This window comes from Plantactinospora sp. B24E8, assembly GCF_039871735.1.
Taxonomy (GTDB): domain Bacteria; phylum Actinomycetota; class Actinomycetes; order Mycobacteriales; family Micromonosporaceae; genus Plantactinospora.
In genome coordinates this window covers 375880-396770 of sequence record NZ_JBDPMH010000002.1, presented here as the reverse complement: position 1 = coordinate 396770, position 20891 = coordinate 375880, and the positions used below count along the sequence as shown (strand labels likewise).

Genomic DNA, 20891 nt, shown 5'->3' with positions numbered 1-20891 from the left:
GGCACACCGACACACGGGAGGCCAGCACGTGGCGAGCAGGGTGAACCGTAGGACCGCGTTGGGGATCGGTACGGCGGCGACCGCCGGTACCGTACTCGGGCTGGCCGGACCGGCGACGGCCGCACCGGGCGCCGCCGGCACGGACGAGGCGGGCGGCGGCGGTTCCCCCGCCGGGCGGGTCGCCTGGGCGTACCAGGGGGCGAAGGCGCGGGCCGGCGGGAACTGGTACGCCCAGATCAGCGTCGCCGGCCCGGACGGTACGCCGCAGATCGCGGTGCAGGAGAACGCGGAGACGGTGGTCGAGGCGTACAGCGTCAACAAGATCGCGGTGGCCACCGCCGTGCTCGACAAGGTCGACCGGGGCCTGCTCACCCTCGACCAGCGGGTGGAGGTCACCGCCGCGATCGTGGTGCCCGGCGGTGACGGCATCTTCAGCCTGGACAACGCCTATCCCAGCTCGGTGACCCTGGGCCACGTGCTAGCCGCGCTGCTGACCGTCTCGGACGACACCGCCGTCCGGCTCTGCGGCCTGGTCGCCCCGGCCGCCGAGATCAACCAGATCCTGGTCGGCAAGGGGTTCCCGAACACCCAGGTCGAGCCGGTCGCCAACCCGAACCGCTTCTTCCTCGGCACCAGCACCGCCCGGGAGACCCACGACCTGCTGCAGGCGCTGGTCGGCGGCACCCTGCTCTCGCCCGCCTCGACCACCTTCCTGCTCAACCTGCTCCGCTCGCCGATCGCCTTCAACGACGGGATCCGCCGCACCATGTCCTCGGACGAACGGGCCCGGGTCGCCACCAAGGCCGGCTGGTTCGCCAACGCCCGACACGAGGCCGGGGTCATCTTCAGCCCGGCCGGTGCCCCGGTGTTGACGTACGTGCTGTTCGCGGACGGCCAGGCCGACCCGGACAACTTCGGCGCCACCCATCCCGCCGTGCAGGCCCGGGCGGTGCTGGGACCGAAGTTCCTGGCCGCCGTGGACGGGCTCAACAACCCGCACGCGCCGAGTCGGCGGGCCCGCCGCTACCAGCCGAGCAACGGCGGCTGACCTCGTCGCCCGTCCCGTGCTGACCTGGCCGGACTCCCCGGATCCGGGGCCCGGCCGGGCGTACCCTACGTCCGGGGGCGAGAGGTGACGGACGGATGCGGGCCGGATCGGCGCGGCGTGACACGGAGCTGACCGCTGCCCGGGCCCGCCGTCGGCGGTGGACCCGGGCAGCGGTCGCCCTGACCGCGTTCGCGGCCGCCGCCTGGGCGGTCCGGGACGTGCCGGTCGCGCTCGGCCGGCAGCCGCGCGGCGCCCGCGCCGACCGGGTACGCCGCTCCCCCCAGTTCCACGCGGGCGCGTTCCGGAACCCGGTCACCACCCGGACGCTGCTGCCCGGCAGTGGCCGGGACGCGCTGTGGGAACTCTTCTTCGGCCGACAGCCCCGCCGCCCCACCGGCACCATCCCGGTGCTCGCCCCGGACGCCGCGCCGCCGGTCGGGCGGGAAACCGCCCCGGCGGCCGGCCGGGCGGCCGGCGGCCCGGGCGCCGGCCCACCACCGGTCGCCCCGGCGCCCGGCCCCGCCAGCCAGCTCGACGTCATCTGGTACGGCCACGCCTCCGCGCTGCTCGAGATCGAGGGCCGGCGGATCCTCGTCGACCCGGTCTGGAGCGAACGCTGTTCACCGTCGGCCCGGATCGGTCCCCGGCGGCTGCACCCGGTCCCGGTGCCGCTCGACCGGCTCCCCCGGCTGGACGCCGTACTGATCTCGCACGACCACTACGACCACCTCGACACGGCGACCGTCCGCGCGCTGCGCCGCACCCAGTCCGCGCCGTTCGTGGTGCCGCTCGGCGTCGGCGCCCACCTCGAACGCTGGGGCGTGCCACCGGAACGGATCGTCGAACTCGACTGGGCGGAACGCGTCAGCGTCGCCGGCCTGGAGATCGTCGCCACCCCGGCCCGGCACTTCTCCGGACGCGCCTTCGCCCGGGACCGGAGCCTCTGGGGGTCCTGGGTCGTCACCGGTCGGCGCCGACGGGTCTTCTGCTCCGGCGACTCCGGCTTCTTCGACGGGTACGCCACCATCGGCGCCGAGTACGGCCCGTTCGACGTCACGCTGATCCAGATCGGGGCGTACTCCGCCGCCTGGCCGAACGTGCACATGGTGCCGGAGGAGGCGGTCGCCGCACACCTGGACCTGCGGGGCGGACTGCTCATCCCGGTGCACTGGGCGACCTTCAACCTCGCCCCGCACGGCTGGGCCGATCCGGTCGACCGGCTGTGCCGGGAGGCGGCGGTCCGCGACGTCCGGCTGGCCGTACCCCGGCCCGGCGAGCGGGTGGTGGTGGACCGCCCGCCAGCGGTCGACGGATGGTGGCGATCGCTCGGCTGACTGTGCGGCTGGCCGGGTCGGCCCGAAGGTGACCGGCTGGTGGTCGGCGTTGCGGAGGGATCAGCGGGAGAGGGACGGTTCGGCGCCCTCGCCGGGCGCCACCTGGGCCGGTCCACCACCGACCGCCGCGTACACCGCCGGGCGCAGGGCGCGGAGCACGAGCCCCCAGCCGAGCCCGAACAGGGCGGTGACCGCGACGAGGCCGGGCAGCAGCCAGGCCAGGTAGCTCGGGTCGTCCGGCGCCACCAGGCTGTCGACGTCGACCACGAGCACGACCAGGACGCCGAGGAGCAGCACCGTCGCCATCCCCGGGGCGACACGCCGCTGCCAGAGGTTCACCCCTGGCTCCGGCCGGCCCCGGAAGAAGCCGACAACCGCCGCCGAGGTGAGCAGCATCAGCAGCACCAGCCCGACCGCCGCGACGCCGCTGAGCCAGGTGAAGAGGTGGAACACGGGATCCCGGTCGGCCAGGACAAAGCCGAGCACCACGCCGAGGGCCAGCACCGACTGGGTCAGCGAGCCGGCGACCGGGGCGCCGGTGCGGATCCCGGTCCGGCGCAGGTACGCCGGCAGCAGCCGTTCCCGGCCGAGCCCGAAGAGGTGCCGGGCGACTCCGTTGTGGAAGAAGAGCAGGGCGGCGAGAGCCGAGGCGGCGAAGAGGACGTACCCGAGATCCGCGACCGTGCGGTGGGCGTACTCGGCGAGGACGTCGAAGACCGCCCTCGGGCCGGCGGTCGCCGTGGCGGCCGGGGTCTGCGCCGGGCCGGTGACCACGGTCAGCCCCCAGGCCGACAGGGCATAGCAGCCTCCGGTGAAGGCGAGTGCGAGGTAACCGGCCCAGGCCACGGTACGTCGGGGGTCGTACACCTCGTCGCTGTAGAGCGGGCCGGACTCGATCCCGGTGAACGAGACGACGGCCAGGACCAGCACCCCGCCGAACCCGGCCGCGAACAGGTTGTCCGGGTCCAGGCCGGCCTGGGTGACGCTGCCCTCCGCCGGGCTGCCGAACGCGACCAGGTCGAAGACGAGGATCACCAGGCATTCCAGGACGAGCAGGGTCGCCAGCAGCACGGCGTTGAGGTCCACCCGCCGGACGCCGAGCGTGCCGACCACCGCCAGCGCGACGAGCGACCAGACCCACCACGGCTGGTCCACCCCGAGCCGGGCCGCCGAGAAGTCGGCGACGACCGCGCCGAACAACCCGTACAGGCTGATCTGGACGGCGTTGTACGCGAGCAGCGCGACAAACGAACCGGCGACCCCACCGGCCCGGCCCAGCCCGTTGGCGACGTACGTGTGGAAGGCCCCGGGACTGCCCACGAACCGGCTCATCGCCGCGTAGCCGACCATGAAGACGCCGAGCACGACGGCGAGCAGCGGATAGGCCAGCGCGGCGCCGACGTTGCCGCTGACCGCGTACATGGTGGTGACGGCACCGCCGAGCACGGTCAGTGGTGCCGAGGCGGCCACCGTGAAGAGGGCGAGCTGCGCGGCGCCCAGGCGGCCCTGACGCAGGCCTGACCCGGAAGCGGAACTGGAGGACATATGTCGACGTCTCTCGGTGCGGGGAAGCCGGTTCCGGCGCGGAACCGGTCCCGAACGGAAAACCGGAGGGTTATGGCACAAACATCCGAGAGCGTAGGGGTGATCACGGCCTGCGACAAGGGATCGACACACCCCGGTATTGGATGACGGAGGGCTGGCACGGGTTGAACGGAAAGTGCCCATGGCGTACCGTCTCGCATCGACATTGGACGCTGACCGATCCGGCAAGCCCCGCCGGCCGGCCAAGGATGACAAATGACCAGACACTCCGGCCAACCCGGCGAACGGCTGGCCGACGAACTCTTTCTCATCGCGCACGACGACTACAGCGGGAAGGCGCTTGCCTCAGCGGTGATGGTGAATTCCGCGCTGGCCGGCGCCCTCGTCGCCGAACTCCTGTTCGACGCGCGGATCACCCTCCTCCGTTCCCAGGTGTACGTCGCCGACGACCGGGCCTGGCAGGAGCCGGTGACCGACCGGGTCCTCGGGGAGATGGTGCGCCGTGGCGACGGGCATCCGGTGCGGTCGTGGCTGGAGTTCCTCGCCTCCCGGGCCCGCGACCACGTCGGCGACCGACTCGTGAGCGCGGGCGCGGTCCGCCGTACCACCAGCCGGAGTCTCAACCTGCGGACCACGGTGCGCTGGCCCGGCCTGGACCCGAACCGGGTGGCCCGCCCCCGGGTACGGCTCGTCGCCGTGCTGGAACGTTCCGAGCAGCCGTTGGACGTACGGACCGCGACGCTGGCCGGGCTGGTCCAGGCCGCCGGGCTGATCCGGGCGCTGATCCCGACCAACCGGACCGTGGTGGCCAACCGGATCGCCGCCGCCCGTCGCCTGCTCCCGCCCGAACTCGGTGACCTGGTCGACGCGGTCGACTCCACCGTCGCGGCCGGCACCGTCTCCCTCCGTCGCTGACCACCGGTGTCCACGGTCACCGGACCCCTTTCCGCCTCCGGCCCCACCTTCCCGGGCGTACGGCGACGCGTGCGGCACAATGCACGACGGAACGACCAGTGGGGAAAAGGCGGATCAGGATCGTGACAATCTCTGTACAGCCGCGCTCGGTGGACCAGCGGATCGCCGAGGAACTCGGCGTCCAGGAGCGGCAGGTGCGGGCCGCCGTCGAGCTGCTCGACGGCGGGTCGACGGTGCCGTTCATCGCCCGGTACCGCAAGGAGGTGACCGGCTCGCTGGACGACGCCCAGCTGCGCGCGCTCGAGGAGCGGCTGCGCTACCTGCGGGAGCTGGACGAGCGGCGGGCCGCGGTGCTGGAGTCGATCCGCGGCCAGGGCAAGCTGGACGAGGCGCTCGAGGCGCAGATCATGGCGGCCGACTCGAAGGCCCGGCTGGAGGACATCTACCTGCCGTACAAGCCGAAGCGGCGGACCAAGGCCCAGATCGCCCGGGAAGCGGGGCTGGAGCCGCTGGCCGAGACGCTGCTCGCCGACCCGGACCAGGATCCGCGCACGGTGGCGGCCGGCTTCGTGAACCCGGACGCCGGGGTGGCCGACCCGACGGCGGCGCTGGACGGGGCCCGGGCCATCCTGGTCGAGCGGTTCGCCGAGGACGCCGACCTGATCGGCTCGCTGCGTGAGCAGATGTGGTCGCGGGGCCGGCTGGTCGCCAGGGTACGCGACGGGCAGCAGGAGGCGGGTGCCAAGTTCGCCGACTACTTCGACTTCGCCGAGCCGTACCCGAAGCTGCCGTCGCACCGGATCCTGGCGATGTTCCGGGGTGAGAAGGAGGGCGTGCTCGAGCTGACCCTGGACCCGGAGGAGGCGCCGGCGCCGGACGACGTACCGGTGGGGCCGAGCCGCTACGAACGAGAGATCGCCGCCCGGTTCGGGGTGGTCGACCAGGGCCGGCCGGGCGACCGGTGGTTGTCCGACACGGTGCGCTGGGCGTGGCGTACCCGGATCCTCATCCACCTCGGCGCGGACCTGCGGGTCCGGCTCTGGCAGGCGGCGGAGGACGAGGCGGTCCGGGTCTTCGCGGCGAACCTGCGGGACCTGCTGCTCGCCGCGCCGGCCGGCACCCGGCCCACCATGGGATTGGACCCTGGCCTGCGGACCGGGGTGAAGGTCGCGGTGGTCGACGACACCGGCAAGGTGCTGGCGACCGACACCATCTACCCGCACGAGCCGCGCCGGCAGTGGGACGCCTCGGTCGAGACGCTGGCCAAACTGGCCCGCGCGCACGGCGTCGAGCTGGTCGCGATCGGCAACGGCACGGCGAGCCGGGAGACCGACAAGCTCGCCGCCGACCTGATCCGCCGGCACCCGGACCTGAACCTGACGAAGGTGATGGTCTCCGAGGCCGGCGCCTCGGTCTACTCCGCCTCCGAGTACGCCTCCCAGGAGCTGCCGGGGATGGACGTCTCGCTGCGCGGCGCGGTCTCGATCGCCCGCCGGCTGCAGGACCCGCTCGCCGAACTGGTGAAGATCGACCCCCGGTCGATCGGGGTCGGGCAGTACCAGCACGACCTCTCCGAGGTGAAGCTCTCCCGCTCGCTGGACGCGGTGGTGGAGGACTGTGTGAACGGGGTCGGGGTGGACGTCAACACCGCCTCCGCGCCACTGCTGACCCGGGTCTCCGGGATCGGCGCCGGGCTGGCCGAGAACATCGTGCTGCACCGGGACGCCAACGGCCCGTTCCGCAGCCGGCAGGCGCTCAAGCAGGTCCCCCGGCTCGGTCCCAAGGCGTTCGAGCAGTGCGCCGGCTTCCTGCGGATCCCGAACGGCGACGATCCGCTGGACGCCTCGAGCGTGCACCCGGAGGCGTACCCGGTGGTCCGCCGGATCCTCGCGTCGACCGGGAGTGAGCTCGGCACGCTGATCGGGAAGACGGCGATGCTGCGCAAGCTCAAGCCCGCCGACTACGTCGACGACACGTTCGGACTGCCGACCGTCACCGACATCCTCAAGGAACTGGAAAAGCCGGGTCGGGACCCGCGTCCGGCGTTCCGGACCGCGACCTTCGCCGACGGGGTGGAGAAGATCAGCGACCTGACGCCGGGCATGCTGCTGGAGGGTGTCGTCACCAACGTGGCGGCGTTCGGCGCGTTTGTCGACGTCGGGGTGCACCAGGACGGTCTGGTGCACGTCTCGGCGATGTCCCGGACCTTCGTCAAGGACCCGCGCGACGTGGTGAAGCCCGGGGACGTGGTCCGGGTGAAGGTGCTGGACGTGGACGTACCCCGGAAGCGGATCTCGCTCACCCTGCGCCTGGAGGACGAGGCCGAGGCCGGCCAGCGTCCGTCCGGTGGCGCCGGCACCGACCGGGGCAACCAGGACCGGGGTACGCCGCGCGGCGGCGGCCAGCCCCGCCAGGGCCAGGGTCAGTCGCGTCAGGGCCAGGGCCAGTCCCGCCAGGGTCAGGGTCAGGGCCGGGGTGGTCAGCAGTCCCGGGGCGGTCGCGGCGGCCAGGGCGGCTCCGGCGGTGCGGCCAACAGCGCGATGGCCGACGCCCTGCGCCGGGCCGGCCTCGCCTGACCGAGGTTTCTTCGCACGTCGGCCGTGACACACGGCATGACGTGGACGCTCCGAGCGTTCGACACCACGTGTGACGGCCCCGCCGGACCCCGGGTCCGGCGGGGCCTCGCTGTCGCATACGTCCTTGTCCTGCGGGTCGGGCACAGGGTGTAGGCCGGACTATTCCGTTGCGTCCACAGATCACCGCCGATATCTTGCCGCCGTGGAGATCGTTACTCGCGCCGATCGGCCCGAGCTGCACGAGATGGCGGCCGTCGTGTTCCAGGAACGCTGGCCGGAGTTCGTTTTCCACAACGACGTGCCGAAGAGGTACCTGGGCCGGGCCGAGGAGTACTTCGCGCGGTACGACATCATGGTGCTCGAGGAGGGCACGGTCGTCGCCGGCGGTTGGGGAGTGCCGATGGCCTGGGACGGCAACGTCGACGACCTGCCATCCGGCTATGACGACGCGTTGATCCGTGCGGTGGACGGCCGGGAAACCGGCGTCGAGCCCACGAGCCTGAGTTTCATGGCCGTCGCCGTGAACGCCGCACACGACCGGCGGGGCTTGGCCGGGGTCGTGCTTGAGGAGTTGGCACGACGGGCGCGCCACGACGGGCTCAGGCAGCTGGTCGCACCGCTCCGACCGACGTGGAAGTACCGCTACCCGACGGTGCCGATGGCCGAGTACGCCGAATGGACCCGCCCGGACGGGCTCTCGATCGATCCGTGGATCCGCACCCACCAGCGGATGGGAGCCCGGGTCCTCGGTCCAGCTCCGAGATCGATGGCGATCGAGGGAACCGTCGCCGAATGGGAGAGCTGGACGGACATGGTCTTTCCCGTCACCCGGGAATACGTGGTCCCCGGTGCGCTCAACCTCGTGCTCATCGACCGGGAACGGGATCGCGGCGTATACGTCGAGGAGAACCTGTGGGTTCAGCACAGCCGAGTACGGCGTCGCACACCCTACGGGTCCGCCCACGCAGGCACCGTCGACGGCCGTTGAACGCGCGCTCCTTCCGCTCCACGCCGGGATCTTCTTGAATTGATGGGCGAGTATGGGCGGTGTCAGACCCGGACGAGCGGTGGAGTCGACGCTGCTGCCCCGCCCGGACGTGCGCCGGCAGTCAGCGCGAACCGGGTCGCCGGTCTCCTGCCGGGAAGCGAGAAAGGACGTCGGACCTCACATGAGACGGTTGCCCGTCCGGTCAGTGACGGTGGTCCTGGTAAGCACCGCCGCGGGCATCACCATCAATGTGGCAAGCAACAGCATGACCGGATGGTTGTCGAGCCCGTGGCTGCTCTGGCCACTGCTGGCCGCCGTCTGCGCGCTGTCCATCGGCCTTGACGTCATCCATGGCCGCCGCGCCCAGGGCGACCGGGAACCCGGCTCGCCGTACCCGACAGATCGGGTCGCGGCGCACGCCAGTCCGGCTCCGCCGCCCCGACGGTCCGACACCGTGCTGGTCGACTCGTCGGTCGACGATCACCTGCACGTTGCCGGCGTGTGGACGCACTGCGCGGCACTGGACTTCAAGTTCGTCAACCGCGGCACGGTCTCGTCCGTCCTACACCACTTCGATGTCGAGGTGATCTCGTTCGAGCCCGACTCCACACCCGTCCTGGCCTTCTCCCACGAACGCAGCGGACCTCGTGGGCTCGGGGTCACCGTCAGCAACGTCGGCTGGGGAGCGGCGCGGGACTGTGAGGTCAGGATCACCGACCCCGTCCTGGCGCGCCTCCTTCCGTCGGAAGGCCTTGCCGCCGTCGCGGACATCGACTCCGGCGAACGCCGTGAAGTCCTGACCGTTCCGCTCGACCGGATCGATCAGGAAGAGTTCGACGAACTCACCACCAGGCGTGGTTCCCTGCGCGAGCGGGTGGTGACGGCCATGGAAGCACGTCAGCCGGCGGTCACGGACCTGGACGACTTCGGGATGCTGCTCTCCCATCACGAGAAGTGGCACGTTCAGGAGTACTTTTCCGATCTTTCTCGCGGACCCGATGATGCCCGGCAGAGGTGGCACATCAGGTTCATGTCACAGATCGAAACGAGGCAACTACCGGTACGCCTCACGCTCGATGTCGCCTACCGCACCGCAACCGAGGCTCGGGTACGCCGGGAGGCGGTGGCCCTGACGCCCCTGGACCGACCCGCCGAGGGAGAACTCTGGATCGTCGTGGACCGCTTCAGGTACGACCCCCACCAGGTCATGTTTGCTCCACTGACGCCGAGCGAAGCGGTGGTCGCCGTGCTCGATCCGGAAACGGAAACCCGCCGTGGCTACCCGATCTCGCGCACCATCCCTCCCGGCGAACCAGATCGTTTCCACGTCGTCATCACGGCCAGGCGATCCGGCACCTACACGGTCCGCGTCCGTTTCCACACCGACGCCGACCCCGTCGTCTCGCCGCCGCTCTCCGTGTACCTTCGACGCGACCGTAACCAGGGGCTACCCGAAGAACGGCTCGACGGCGTGTCGTTCGCCGTCGACGACGACCGCCTCGTCCGGTCCGCAGACAGGCTCGTGTTACGGCCACCGAAACGGCATTGACGGCCGGAAGCGCCGCACGCGATGTCGGCCCTCGGCAACTCGCCTCTGTCCGCGTGACTCCGGCGCGTCCGAACGGACGCGCTACCGGGTCGAAATGCTCTGCCAGTCGAGTTGGCGACACCCGGATCTCGACCTGTGCCCGGGCCGGGTCGGCCGGACCGTCGGGGCGTCGCCGGCACAGGGACGAGTTGCCGCCGCAGAGTGCTGATCGCCGCCGCAGAACGTTGAAGGGGCCTGCCAACAAGGGCGGGGCTTGCCAACAAAGACAAAGGCAGGAAGAACACTCTCCCTGCCACTACCAACATATATCGCACCGGGGGGCTTGCGGCAAGGCCCGGGTCGTGGCGCAGAATCGTCGGCCGAGGCCGCGACCTGCGGAAACGGGAACCGCCCAGCGCGGGAGCACGGCTACCGACGGAAATGGTGTCGTTATGAGCGAGCAGTATGTGGTGGATATCCGGCAGGTCGACGAGACGCAGATCGCGCTTGTCGGCGGCAAGGGCGCACACCTGGGCGGGCTGTCAGATGTCGACGGCGTCCAGGTGCCGGCCGGCTTCTGCGTCACGACGGACGCCTTCCGGCGGATCATGGCGGAGGCACCGTCCGTCGACGCCCAGCTCGACCGGTTGTCGCGCCTGGACCCGGACGACCGGAAGGCGATCGGCACGCTCAGTGCAGAGATCCGCCGGACCATAGAGGAGATCACCCTCCCCGACGAGCTGGCTGCGGCGATCACCGGCGCGCTCACCCGGTCCGGCGAGCGGGCCGCCTACGCCGTCCGATCCAGCGCGACGGCCGAGGACCTGCCGACGGCCTCCTTCGCCGGGCAGCAGGACACGTACCTCAACGTGGTGGGGACGGCGGCGATCCTCCACCACGTCAGCCGCTGCTGGGCGTCGCTGTTCACCGAGCGGGCGGTGACCTACCGCCAGCGGAACCGCATCGACCACCGTACGGTGTGGATGGCCGTGGTCGTACAGCGGATGGTCCTCCCGCAGGTGGCCGGCGTCCTGTTCACCGCCGACCCCGTCACGGGCAACCGGAAGGTGGCCACCGTGGAGGCCAGCTTCGGCCTCGGCGAGGCCCTGGTCTCCGGCCTGGTGAGTCCGGACGTCTACACGGTGCGCCACGGCGAGATCGTCGGCAGGACGATCGCCGCCAAACAGCGTGCCGTGCAGCCCCGACCGGACGGCGGTACGCGGGAGGTGGCGATCGACCCGGGGCGGCAGGAGCAGCCGACGCTGACGGATGTCCAGGTCGTCCGGCTCGTGCGGCTCGGCCGGCGGATCGAGGCGCACTTCGGCCGGCCGCAGGACATCGAATGGTGCCTGGTCGACGACGACTTCCAGATCGTGCAGAGCCGGCCGATCACCACGCTGTTCCCCATTCCCGCAACCGGTGACCAGGAGAACCACGTGTACGTCTCGGTCGGCCACCAGCAGATGATGACCGACCCGATGAAGCCCCTGGGGATCTCCGTGTGGCAGCTGACGGCGATGGCACCGATGCACGAGGCCGGCGGGAGGCTGTTCGTCGACGCCACCCGGGCCCTGGCCTCGCCCACGAGCCGCGCCAGCCTCCTGGACCTCGCGGGAAGATCCGATCCGTTGGTCAGGGACGCGCTGGAGACCGTGCTCGACCGCGATTTCGTCCCGTCGCTTCCGAACGCAGGTCCCGGCGGCCCGCCGGCCGGCGGCCCGCCGGCGCCGATCGACACGGATCCGGCCCTCGTCACCGACCTGATCGCGCGCAGCCAGGCGTCCATCGCCGCACTGCGCCGAGACATCGCGGCGTTGACCGGACCGGCGCTGTTCGACTTCCTGCTGGAGGCATTCGCCGAGCACAAACGGATCCTCGGTGATCCGCTGAGCATGCGGGTGATCATGGCAGGGATGGAGGCCACCTGGTGGCTCAACGACAACCTGCGGGAGTGGCTCGGCGAGAAGAACGCGGCCGACACGCTCACGCTCTCCGTCCCCGACAACATCACCTCGGAGATGGGCCTGGCGCTGCTCGACGTCGCCGACGTGATCCGCCCCCACCCCGAGGTGGTGACGTTCCTGCAGGGCGTCGAGGACGAGGGCTTCCTGGACGAGCTGCCGAAACTCGCCGGTGGGACCGAGGCACGAGACGCCATCGAGGGCTACCTGGACCGGTACGGCATGCGCTGCGTCGGCGAGATAGACATCACGAGGCCACGCTGGAGCGAACGCCCCAGCACACTCGTGCCGCTGATCCTCGACAACGTCCGGAACTTCGCACCGGGTGCCGCCGCGCGGCGCTTCGCACAGGGGCGGCAGAAGGCACACGAGAAGGAACAGGAGGTGCTCGCCCGCCTACGGGTGCTGCCGGACGGCACGCGGAAGGCCGACGAGACCAAACGGATGATCGACCGGGTCCGGACCTTCGTCGGCTACCGGGAGTACCCGAAGTACGGCATCGTCAGCCGCTACCTCGTCTACAAGCAGGCCCTGCTGGCGGAGGCCGGGCGCCTCGTACGGGCCGGCGTGCTCACCGACCCGGAAGACATCTTCTATCTCACGTTCGAGGAACTGCACGCCGCAGTACGCACGCACCAGGTGGACGACCAGCTCATCCGGCGACGTGAGGAGGCGTTCCGGTCGTACCACGCGCTCACCCCACCCCGGGTGCTCACGTCGGACGGCGAGGCGTTCGTCGGGGCGTACCGGCGGGACGACGTGCCGGCCGGAGCCCTGGTCGGGCTGCCGGTCTCCGCCGGGACGGTCGAGGGCAGGGCCCGGGTCATTCTCGACCTGGCGGCGGCCGATGTCGAGGCGGGCGACATCCTGGTCACCGCGCACACCGATCCGAGCTGGTCACCCCTGTTCGTCGCGGTCACGGCCCTGGTGACGGAGGTGGGAGGCCTGATGACCCACGGCGCGGTGATCGCCCGGGAGTACGGGCTGCCGGCCGTCGTCGGCGTGGTGGATGCCACCCGGCTGATCCGGGACGGGCAGCGGATCCGGGTGCACGGAGCCGACGGGTACGTCGAGATCCTGTCCTGACCGACCACCCGGCGCAGCACCGTGCGCGACGTCCGGCCGGAGTGGCGCTTCCGATCGGGCCCACCGGCCGGAATGTCGACTTCTGATATCTCTCTGAAACAGCACCGGCAAGCTGTGGTTTTCGGTGCGGCGACTCGGATGACGGCGGAGTCGGGTGTCGGCCGCCCGGCTGACGAGCTTGGGGAGGCCTTGATGACACGCTCGCCCTTCGGCGTCGCCCGACTGGCGCTCGGGTTGATCACCGCGCTGACGCTCGTGCTGGTCGGCAGCCAGCCGGCCACGGCGGCGGGTCACCGCCCGCCGGTGCCCAGCTGGCAGCTGACAAACATTGGACAGCGGATCTGCATCCCGGCCGACCAGTCCTGGTGGACGTACTTCTGGATCACCGTCGACGGAACGTGGTCGAGGCCGCTCGAGGTCGGGGCACGGAACCTGCCGGCCGGCACCACCACGAGCCTGCCGCACGCACCGATCCCACCCGGATCGAGCGACGGTCACACCGCGATCAACCTGATCGCGATGACCCTGCCACCGCTGCCGTTCGGGGTGTACCAGCCGGTACTGACGGCATCCGACGGGGTGTCGACGCAGCGTGTGCCGGTCACGATCACGGTGCAGGAGAGCTGGGGCTGCCGCTGAGTTCCGGCGGTACACCGGCCGTGCGCCGAGAGCTGGTGCGGATGTCGTCGTGCCCGCGACGGCCTCCGCACCAGCTTTGCCGCGAACCACACCGTGTGGTCGGTGCCGACAATCCGTACCAGGGCCCCGACGGCTGAGCGTCGGCTGAGTGCGGCTCAGCACGTCCACAGCGGACTCCGCCGAGAAATAGGGTGACAGCACGGCCGCCACCACGGGGAGTCGACATGCCGGAACGCCCTGCGCGGTATCAGCCATCGGCGGGGGCCACCCGAGACCGGCGGGCCGGGTGGTGGGCGGTGGCCTGCCTGCTGTTCGTCGCCGGTGAGGCGACCCTGCGTCTGTACTGGATCGTGGGCGGTCGGTGGGGGTACACCGCGTGCGACCGGACCGACCTGGGCGATCCTGCGGGTGGTTGCGGCGCGGACCAGGTGGACGTGCTGCCGTTCTGGTCGGGTTGGGGAGCCCTGGGCGCCGCCGCGCTCCTCGCGATGGTGACCGTGTGCGCAGTGCGGTTTCCCGGTCGCTGGACGGCCGCCGGTGGCTGGGCGGCCGCGGGTCTGCTCCTGCTCGTCGCCTTCCCCGCTGCATCTGCTCTTCGAACTCCCGGCAGCACTCGCCGGACGTCCCTCGGACTGGCGTGACCTCGGCGCCCGGCTGGCGCTGGTGGCCGGCGGTGTCCTTTTCTGCGGACTCGCCAACGGGAGCGGCCCACAGCGCGGACCGCTGACTGCCGGCTACCGGCCGGTGCCGCGGTGGACCCGCCGCTGGGCGTACGTCGCCGTGTCGTTGCCGATCGCCGGCTGGGCCGTACCACACGGGCTCTGGGCGCTCGGCGTTCCGTTCGGCATCTCCGACCGCGAACTGGACGGCATCCACCGGGGCCTCTCGACGCCGACCGGCGTGGCGATCACCGTCGTTCCGCCGCTTGCCGGACTGCTCGTCCTCGGCCTGGTGCAGCAGTGGGGGCAGCAGTTCCCGCGTTGGGTGCCGGGACTACGCGGTCGCCCGGTTCCCCGGCTGCTGGCTGTGGTCCCCGACGGCCTCTCCCCCGCCGACCCACCCGACCGGACCTCATCCCGGAACGCTTCAAGTGAGGGACGACGCATCCCGCCGGGTGCGGCCCCGACCGTGCCAGCCCCACCCGGGCGGTTGCGCGCCGCCTGGTCAGCTGCCCACGCTCCGGTAGCCGGCGTCCCCCGCTGGGCGCGAATCGCCGCCTACGTCATCCCGTTCACGGTGCTGCCCTCCGCCGTCTGGCGGGTCGCGGTGATCATCTTCGACGTACCTCTCGATGGCGGTCAAGCGAACGCCGGCCAGGGCGACGTTCCGTCGTGGCTGCCCATGGAGGTGTACGTGGTCGTCCTGTCGCTCTTCTCCGAACTGCTGGCGTTCACCGCGATCGGGCTGATCGCCCGGTGGGGGGAGATGTTCCCCCGCTGGATCCCCGGTTTACGGGGACGGAGAGTGCCGGCACTGGCCGCCGTCGTCCCCGCCGCCCTCGGTGCCGCCACGCTGACGGTCCTGTGGACCGGCAGCATCCTGGCGGTGGCTGCCGGGCGTACCGTCCAGGGCGAGAAACTTCCCGCAGGACACCTTCTGACGACGTACGACTGGCACTTCGCCGCGCTCATCACCAGCTACGCCCCGCTGCTGTTGTGGGGGCCGCTACTGGGGGTGGTCACTGTCGCGTACTGGCAGCGCCGGCGCCGCGCCGTCACCACGGTCCGGTGACCGGCGCCGCCGGCGGCGCGGACGGGGTGGTCAAACCCGGATCGTCGGCGTGACGACTGTCGTCGGCGGCAAAGCGGGGCCGCGGAGCGGCGAAGGATCACGGACGGGAGGCCGCCGGGTCCGACGCCTCCGAGGCCTCCGGCCGCCGGGGGGCGATCCTCGGGGACAGCACGGCCGGCATCCGGCGGGCCGGGAGGGTGGGGCGACGTGCCGTCACCCGGTGCCACCAGAGCCGCTGGACCAGCAGGGTGAGCACCCCGGCCAGCACGATCGCGCAGACGTTGATCAGCAGTTGGACGGCCGAGCCGACCGCCTCCTCGAACACGCCGTAGGCGAGCGCCACCGCGGCGTTCGCCGCCGCCGGCACGGTGGTGACCGAGATCAGCACGCCGACCAGCGAGCCGGACTTGTTGGAGGTGACCGCGAGCATGCCGGCCACCCCGGCAAGGAACCCGACCACCCAGGAGAGGGCGTCCGGGCGCCAGATGAAGTCGGTGATCGGGCGTTCGGCGAGCAGCATCGATTCGTTGACGAGGTCGGCGGCGGTCAGCACCCAGGTGGCGAGCACGGTCACCACCACCGCGACCAGGAAACCGACCCCCAGCGCCAGCAGCGACCGGCGGATCACCGACGGCCGCCAGCGCAGCAGCGCCACACTGAGCGCGGCGAGCGGGCCGAACTCCGGGCCGACCACCATCGCCCCGATGATCAGAATCGGCTGGTCGAGCAGCACCGCGATGCCGGCGATGATGGTCGCCAGGGTGATCAGCAGCAGGTACGTCGCGGAGAGCTGCGTCTCCTCGCCGGTCTTCTGGGCGACCTCCTCCCAGACGACGGCGTCGGTGCCGAGCCCGGGTGCCGCGTCGACGGCCCGGTCGGCGGCGGCGGAGAGGGTCACGTCGACGCCGTCGCCGACGACCGCGCCGGACCGGTGCACGCCGAGCGCCTGGAGCGCGTCGAGGACCTCGTCGGCCCCTTCCCGGGCGACATCGCAGAGGACGACGTCTCCGGGCGGCGTCCGGGCGGCGTCCGGCAGCACGATGACGTGTGTCACCGCCGCTTCGCGGGAGAGCAGGTCGAGTACGTCGGCCGACCGGTCGGTCGGCACGATGATCCGCAGGTGCAGCACGCCGTCACCCTTCGCCCGGGCCGGCCCGGCTGGGCCGTCAGGCGACGACTCTAGTCAGCTCCGTCGGGGCCGTCAGGCCACGACCCTCGCCAGCTCCGTCGGGGCCGTCAGGCCACGACCCTCGCCAGCTCCGTCGGGGCCGTCAGGCCACGACCCTCGCCAGCTCCGTCGGCTCAGGGCGGAGTCAGGGCAGGCTCGGCTCCGGGGCCACCTCGGCACCCGGCTCCGTCGCCAGCTCAACCTGGGCGCTCACCTCCGCGCAGGCCCGCCGGACCGCGACGGTCTCCCGGATCCGCCGACGTACGGCCCGACGCCGACTCTCCTGGTCACCGGATCCGCCGGACATCCCGGCCATGAGCAACACTTCGAGTGCCATGGCGGCAACATTAGCCAGCGATTGTGCGGAACCGGTGAAGATTCCGTCCCCGGCCGATGTGGTCTTTGTCCGACAGCTTCTCCATGCAATTTTCATCACTTCTTCACCGCCGGACCGCTCTCATCGACACCAGCGGCAAGCAGGCAGAATGGGGAAACATGAGCGCGCGGATACTGGTCGCCGAGGACGACCCGAAACAGGCCAACCTGGTTCGGGTCTATCTCGAGCGGGAGGGCCACAGTGTGCTGGTGGTCGGCGACGGCCGGACAGCCCTGGAGCAGTGCCGGACCCGCCGGCCGGACCTCGCGATCCTCGACGTGATGATGCCGGTGATGGACGGGCTCGACGTCTGCCGGATCCTCCGGACCGAGTCCAACCTGCCGATCCTGCTGCTGACCGCGCGGACGACCGAGGACGACGTCCTCCTCGGTCTCGACATCGGCGCCGACGACTACCTCACCAAGCCGTACAGTCCGCGGGAGCTGACCGCCCGGGTACGGGCCCTGCTGCGTCGGTCGGGCGTCCTGAGCGCCGGCAACCAGGCGGTGCTGCGGGTCGGGGACCTCGAGGTCGACCCGGGCCGGTTCGAGGTACGGATCGGCGGACGCCTGATCACGCTCACCGCCAAGGAGTTCGGGATCCTGGAGGTGCTGGCCGGTGAGCCGGGCCGGGCGTTCACCCGGGCCCAGATCATCGACCGGGCCTTCGGGTTCGACCACTACGTGCTGGAGCGGACGGTCGACGCGCACGTGATGAACCTGCGCCGCAAGATCGAGGAGGATCCGGCCGAGCCCCGGTACGTCCAGACCGTCTTCGGACGCGGTTACCGGCTGGCCGAACCGCCCACCGGGCAGCAGGCCGACGGCGGTGACCCGCCCGCCGACACCGGATCGCGTCCGGCAGCCACCACGGTCACCCGGGCGGACTCCCCGGCGTGAGTTTCCGGTTCCGGGTACTCGGCCTGGTGATGCTCGTCGCGGTCAGCGCGACCGCCGTCACCGCCTGGCTGATCCTGCGCGGTGCCACCCAGCAGATCAACGAGCCGGACAGTGCCGCCTCGGCCCAGCTCGACGAGATCGCCTACCAGCTCTCCGACTACGGACTCCGCCACGGCACCTGGGAGGGTGTCAGCAACCTGGTGGTGGGGTTGGGCCGGCAGACCGGGCAGCGGATCCACCTGATCACGGAGAACGGCGAGGTGATCGTCGACACCGACCACGAGGCGAACCCGACCCGACAGGTACGCGCGATCGGTGCGGTCAACGCCCCGATCAACCCCCGACCGTCCCTGGACCTGACCGGGGTCGACCAGGGCGCGGCGGCGATCACGCTCAAGAGGATCCAGACCTACCGGGCGGACGTACGGCTCGCCGCCTGCCTGACCCGTAGAGGCGTCGACGTGGTCCTGACCCCCGCCTCGTACGGGGTCCCCGGTGTTCAGGCCGATACCGCCACCGCCGGCTCCAGTCCGATCGTCGGCTCCTGCAGCGGCTACCCCCGCGAGCCGGCAGCCGCGCTCGAGGAGGACCGGCGCCGGGTCGGCGAGTGTGTGGTCGCCGTCGACACCGAGCCGGACCACGACTGCCTGGCCCAGGTCTTCGCGGACCGGATCGACGAGGTGGCACCGAAGCGGGCCCAGGTGTACGTCGGGGTCGGCGGGCGGTCGCTGGTGATCGGTCCGCTGCTCGCCGCCGCGGCCGGGGTGGCCGCCGTGACGATCATCGTGACCGCACTGCTCAGCCACCGGGTGCTCCGGCCGATCGGTACACTGACCGCCGCCTCCCAGCGGCTCGGCCGGGGCGACCTGACGAGTCGGGTGCCGGTCGACGGCAACGACGAACTGGCCACCCTGGCCCGCTCGTTCAACCGGATGGCCGACTCGCTGCAACGCGGCGAGGAGCGGCAACGCCGGTTGGTCGCGGACGTCGCGCACGAACTGCGTACGCCACTGGCAAACCTGCGCGGTTATCTCGAGGCGCTCTCCGACGGGGTGATCGACCCGGATCCCGAGCTGTTCGCCTCGCTGCACGAGGAGGCGGTCCTGCAGCAGCGGATCGTCGACGACCTGCAGGACCTGGCCCTGGCGGAGGCCGGCAGCCTGGCGTACCACCGGACCGTCGTGGACCTGGCGGAACTGTTGGAGACCTGCCGCACCGCGCACCGGGCCGGCGCCGACGCGGCCGGGGTCACCCTGACCGTGTCAGCCGGACCGCTGCCGCCGGTGTACGTCGACCCGGACCGGATGCGGCAGGTGCTGGGCAACCTGGTCACGAACGCCCTGCGGGCCACCGGCCGGGGCGGGACCATCACCCTCGGCGCCGAACACTCCGGCGACTCGGCGGTGCTCCGGGTCGCCGACACCGGTTCGGGGATCGCGCCGGAGGCCCTTCCGCACGTCTTCGACCGGTTCTGGCGTGCGGACTCGGCCCGGGGGCGGAAGACCGGAGGCAGCGGCCTCGGTCTGGCCATCGTCCGCCAGATCGTCACCGACCACGGTGGGGTGATCCGGGTCGCCAGCGAACTGGGCGTCGGAACGACGTTCACCATCACGCTGCCGGTCGCGCCGGCCGTCCGTCGACACTGAGCCCGGGAGGCGAGCGCCGGTCGCGCCGGCGCCCGATACGTTACGTGCCGTCCGGTTGTGCGTTTAATGATCGGCGGACCCGTCCGGCACCGGCACGACCCCTTTCCGGGACGGGCCACCGCACCGGTCCGGTCTGCCGCCGCCGACCACGACGCACGACAGAGGAAGTCGCATGGTGGAGCAGTCGCCCCGGAAGTACCCGGAGCCCACGCCCGGACGACGGCGCCTGCACGAGATCGATTTGCTGCGGTTCGTCGCCGCGCTCGCCGTGGTGCTGCTGCACTACTCGTTCGCGCACGCCAGCAACGAGTCCGAGGTGGATTTCGCCCCCGAACTCGGCGCGGTGACCCGGTACGGCTACCTCGGCGTCGACCTCTTCTTCATGATCAGCGGCCTGGTCGTCTTCATGAGCCTCTGGGGACGACGTCCCAGCGCCTTCCTCATCTCGCGGATCTCCCGGCTCTATCCGGCCTACTGGGTGGCGGTCACGCTCACCGCGCTGACCGTCGTCGTACTCGGGGCCCGGGGCCGCAACGACGTCACCCTGCCGCAGTATCTGGTGAACCTGACGATGTTCCCGGCCACGATCAACGTCGAGTACGTCGAGGGCGTCTACTGGACGCTGTGGTCGGAGTGGCGGTTCTACGCCCTGCTCTTCGTCTTCGCGCTGTTCGGCCTGACGGTCCGGCGTACCCGGCTCCTCCTGTGGGGGTGGCTCACCGCCACGGTCCTGCTCGAACTGCTGCCGGTTCCGGCGGAGGCGGTCGTCGCCCTCGTCGTACAGCCGCTGTACAGCCACTACTTCATCGCCGGGATGGTGCTCCACCTCGTTCACCGGTCCGGGTGGACCCGCGAACTCGCCGTACTGTTCGGGCTCTGTCACCTGAACGCCAGCTACCAGGCCGTCCAGCTCGCACAACTGCGCAACCGGACCGAGGCGACCGGGCTCGACCCGGTGGTGGTCGTCCTGGTGGTCACGGCGATCTTCCTGGTGATGGCCCTGGTCGCGAGCGGGGCGCTGGCCCGGTGGAGCGGCCCGGCGCTGCTGCCGTTCGGTGAGATGACGTACCCGCTCTACCTCGTCCACGCCACCGTCGGCTACGCCCTGTTCAACCTCTTCACCCCCGGGGTGAACCGGTGGGTGCTGCTGGTTGGCGTCGTCGTCGGCATGTGCGCGCTCTCCTGGCTGATCAGCCGGACCGTCGAGGCCCGCCTCCAGCCGCTGCTGCGGACCGGGCTGACCCGCGCCTGGGCCGCGACACGTGGCCGTACCCGTGTCGTCCACCGCCGAACATCGACCGCCGGCCCCGCCCTGGTCCGGTCCACCCGCTCCCCGGTGGCCACGGCGACACACCCCGAACCGGGTCCCAAGCGTCACGACGATCCGCACCCGCGCCACCCGACGCGGTACTGAGCGGTCCGGAAGCCGGCCGCGAACCGTCAATCATCCC

At 71.4% G+C, this 20891-nt stretch carries 15 protein-coding genes; 12 read left to right on the top strand and 3 right to left on the bottom strand.

The features are described from left to right. Window positions 1–40 precede the first annotated feature (40 nt). Both ABGB21_RS05560 and ABGB21_RS05555 read left to right on the top strand, forming a co-directional pair. Window positions 41–1048 (top strand): serine hydrolase, encoded by a 1008-nt coding sequence (locus ABGB21_RS05560; protein ID WP_347676609.1) that lies wholly within the window; start codon window positions 41–43, stop codon window positions 1046–1048. A gap of 95 nt (window positions 1049–1143) precedes the next feature. Further along, the gene (locus ABGB21_RS05555) at window positions 1144–2382 is read left to right on the top strand and encodes an MBL fold metallo-hydrolase (RefSeq protein ID WP_347676607.1); all 1239 of its coding nucleotides are present in this window, start codon (window positions 1144–1146) and stop codon (window positions 2380–2382) included. A gap of 60 nt (window positions 2383–2442) precedes the next feature. On the opposite strand, the gene ABGB21_RS05550 is transcribed toward ABGB21_RS05555, so the two are convergent. Then, window positions 2443–3927, bottom strand: a complete 1485-nt coding sequence (locus tag ABGB21_RS05550; protein WP_347676605.1) for an APC family permease — start codon at window positions 3925–3927, stop codon at window positions 2443–2445. Window positions 3928–4182: 255 nt separating this feature from the next. Here ABGB21_RS05550 and ABGB21_RS05545 point away from each other — a divergent pair, with 255 nt between their 5' ends. From ABGB21_RS05545 to ABGB21_RS05515, 7 genes are all read left to right on the top strand, one after another. After that, window positions 4183–4842: a GPP34 family phosphoprotein gene (locus ABGB21_RS05545; RefSeq protein WP_347676603.1), complete on the top strand. Its 660-nt coding sequence runs from the start codon at window positions 4183–4185 to the stop codon at window positions 4840–4842. 98 nt (window positions 4843–4940) lie between these two features. Beyond that, the gene (locus ABGB21_RS05540; protein WP_347653673.1) at window positions 4941–7418 is read left to right on the top strand and encodes a Tex family protein; all 2478 of its coding nucleotides are present in this window, start codon (window positions 4941–4943) and stop codon (window positions 7416–7418) included. Between the two features lie 202 nt (window positions 7419–7620). Further along, entirely contained in the window at window positions 7621–8406 is a 786-nt protein-coding gene (locus ABGB21_RS05535) for a hypothetical protein (protein ID WP_347676601.1), read from the top strand. A 205-nt stretch (window positions 8407–8611) separates the two neighbouring features. Continuing rightward, on the top strand, window positions 8612–9955 hold the full coding sequence (locus ABGB21_RS05530; protein WP_347676599.1) for a hypothetical protein: 1344 nt from the start codon (window positions 8612–8614) through the stop codon (window positions 9953–9955). 431 nt (window positions 9956–10386) lie between these two features. After that, entirely contained in the window at window positions 10387–12981 is a 2595-nt protein-coding gene (gene rph, locus ABGB21_RS05525; RefSeq protein WP_347653670.1) for a rifamycin-inactivating phosphotransferase, read from the top strand. A 192-nt stretch (window positions 12982–13173) separates the two neighbouring features. Beyond that, on the top strand, window positions 13174–13620 hold the full coding sequence (locus ABGB21_RS05520; RefSeq protein WP_347653669.1) for a DUF5980 family protein: 447 nt from the start codon (window positions 13174–13176) through the stop codon (window positions 13618–13620). Window positions 13621–14157: 537 nt separating this feature from the next. Further along, window positions 14158–15351 (top strand): hypothetical protein, encoded by a 1194-nt coding sequence (locus tag ABGB21_RS05515; protein ID WP_347676597.1) that lies wholly within the window; start codon window positions 14158–14160, stop codon window positions 15349–15351. Window positions 15352–15448: 97 nt separating this feature from the next. Here ABGB21_RS05515 and ABGB21_RS05510 read toward each other — a convergent pair whose 3' ends face one another. Beyond that, on the bottom strand, window positions 15449–16480 hold the full coding sequence (locus tag ABGB21_RS05510; protein ID WP_347676595.1) for a DUF389 domain-containing protein: 1032 nt from the start codon (window positions 16478–16480) through the stop codon (window positions 15449–15451). Between the two features lie 184 nt (window positions 16481–16664). Continuing rightward, a complete protein-coding gene (locus tag ABGB21_RS05505; protein WP_347653666.1) occupies window positions 16665–16856 on the bottom strand; it encodes a hypothetical protein in 192 nt (63 codons plus the stop codon). A gap of 158 nt (window positions 16857–17014) precedes the next feature. Here ABGB21_RS05505 and ABGB21_RS05500 point away from each other — a divergent pair, with 158 nt between their 5' ends. From ABGB21_RS05500 to ABGB21_RS05490, 3 genes are all read left to right on the top strand, one after another. Next, entirely contained in the window at window positions 17015–17794 is a 780-nt protein-coding gene (locus ABGB21_RS05500; RefSeq protein ID WP_347653665.1) for a response regulator transcription factor, read from the top strand. Beyond that, window positions 17791–19440, top strand: coding sequence for an ATP-binding protein (locus ABGB21_RS05495; protein ID WP_347676593.1), 1650 nt, complete (start codon window positions 17791–17793; stop codon window positions 19438–19440). The genes ABGB21_RS05500 and ABGB21_RS05495 overlap by 4 nt, the downstream gene beginning before the upstream one ends. Window positions 19441–19612: 172 nt before the next feature. Further along, window positions 19613–20854 (top strand): acyltransferase, encoded by a 1242-nt coding sequence (locus ABGB21_RS05490; RefSeq protein WP_347653663.1) that lies wholly within the window; start codon window positions 19613–19615, stop codon window positions 20852–20854. The last annotated feature ends 37 nt before the right edge of the window (window positions 20855–20891 follow it).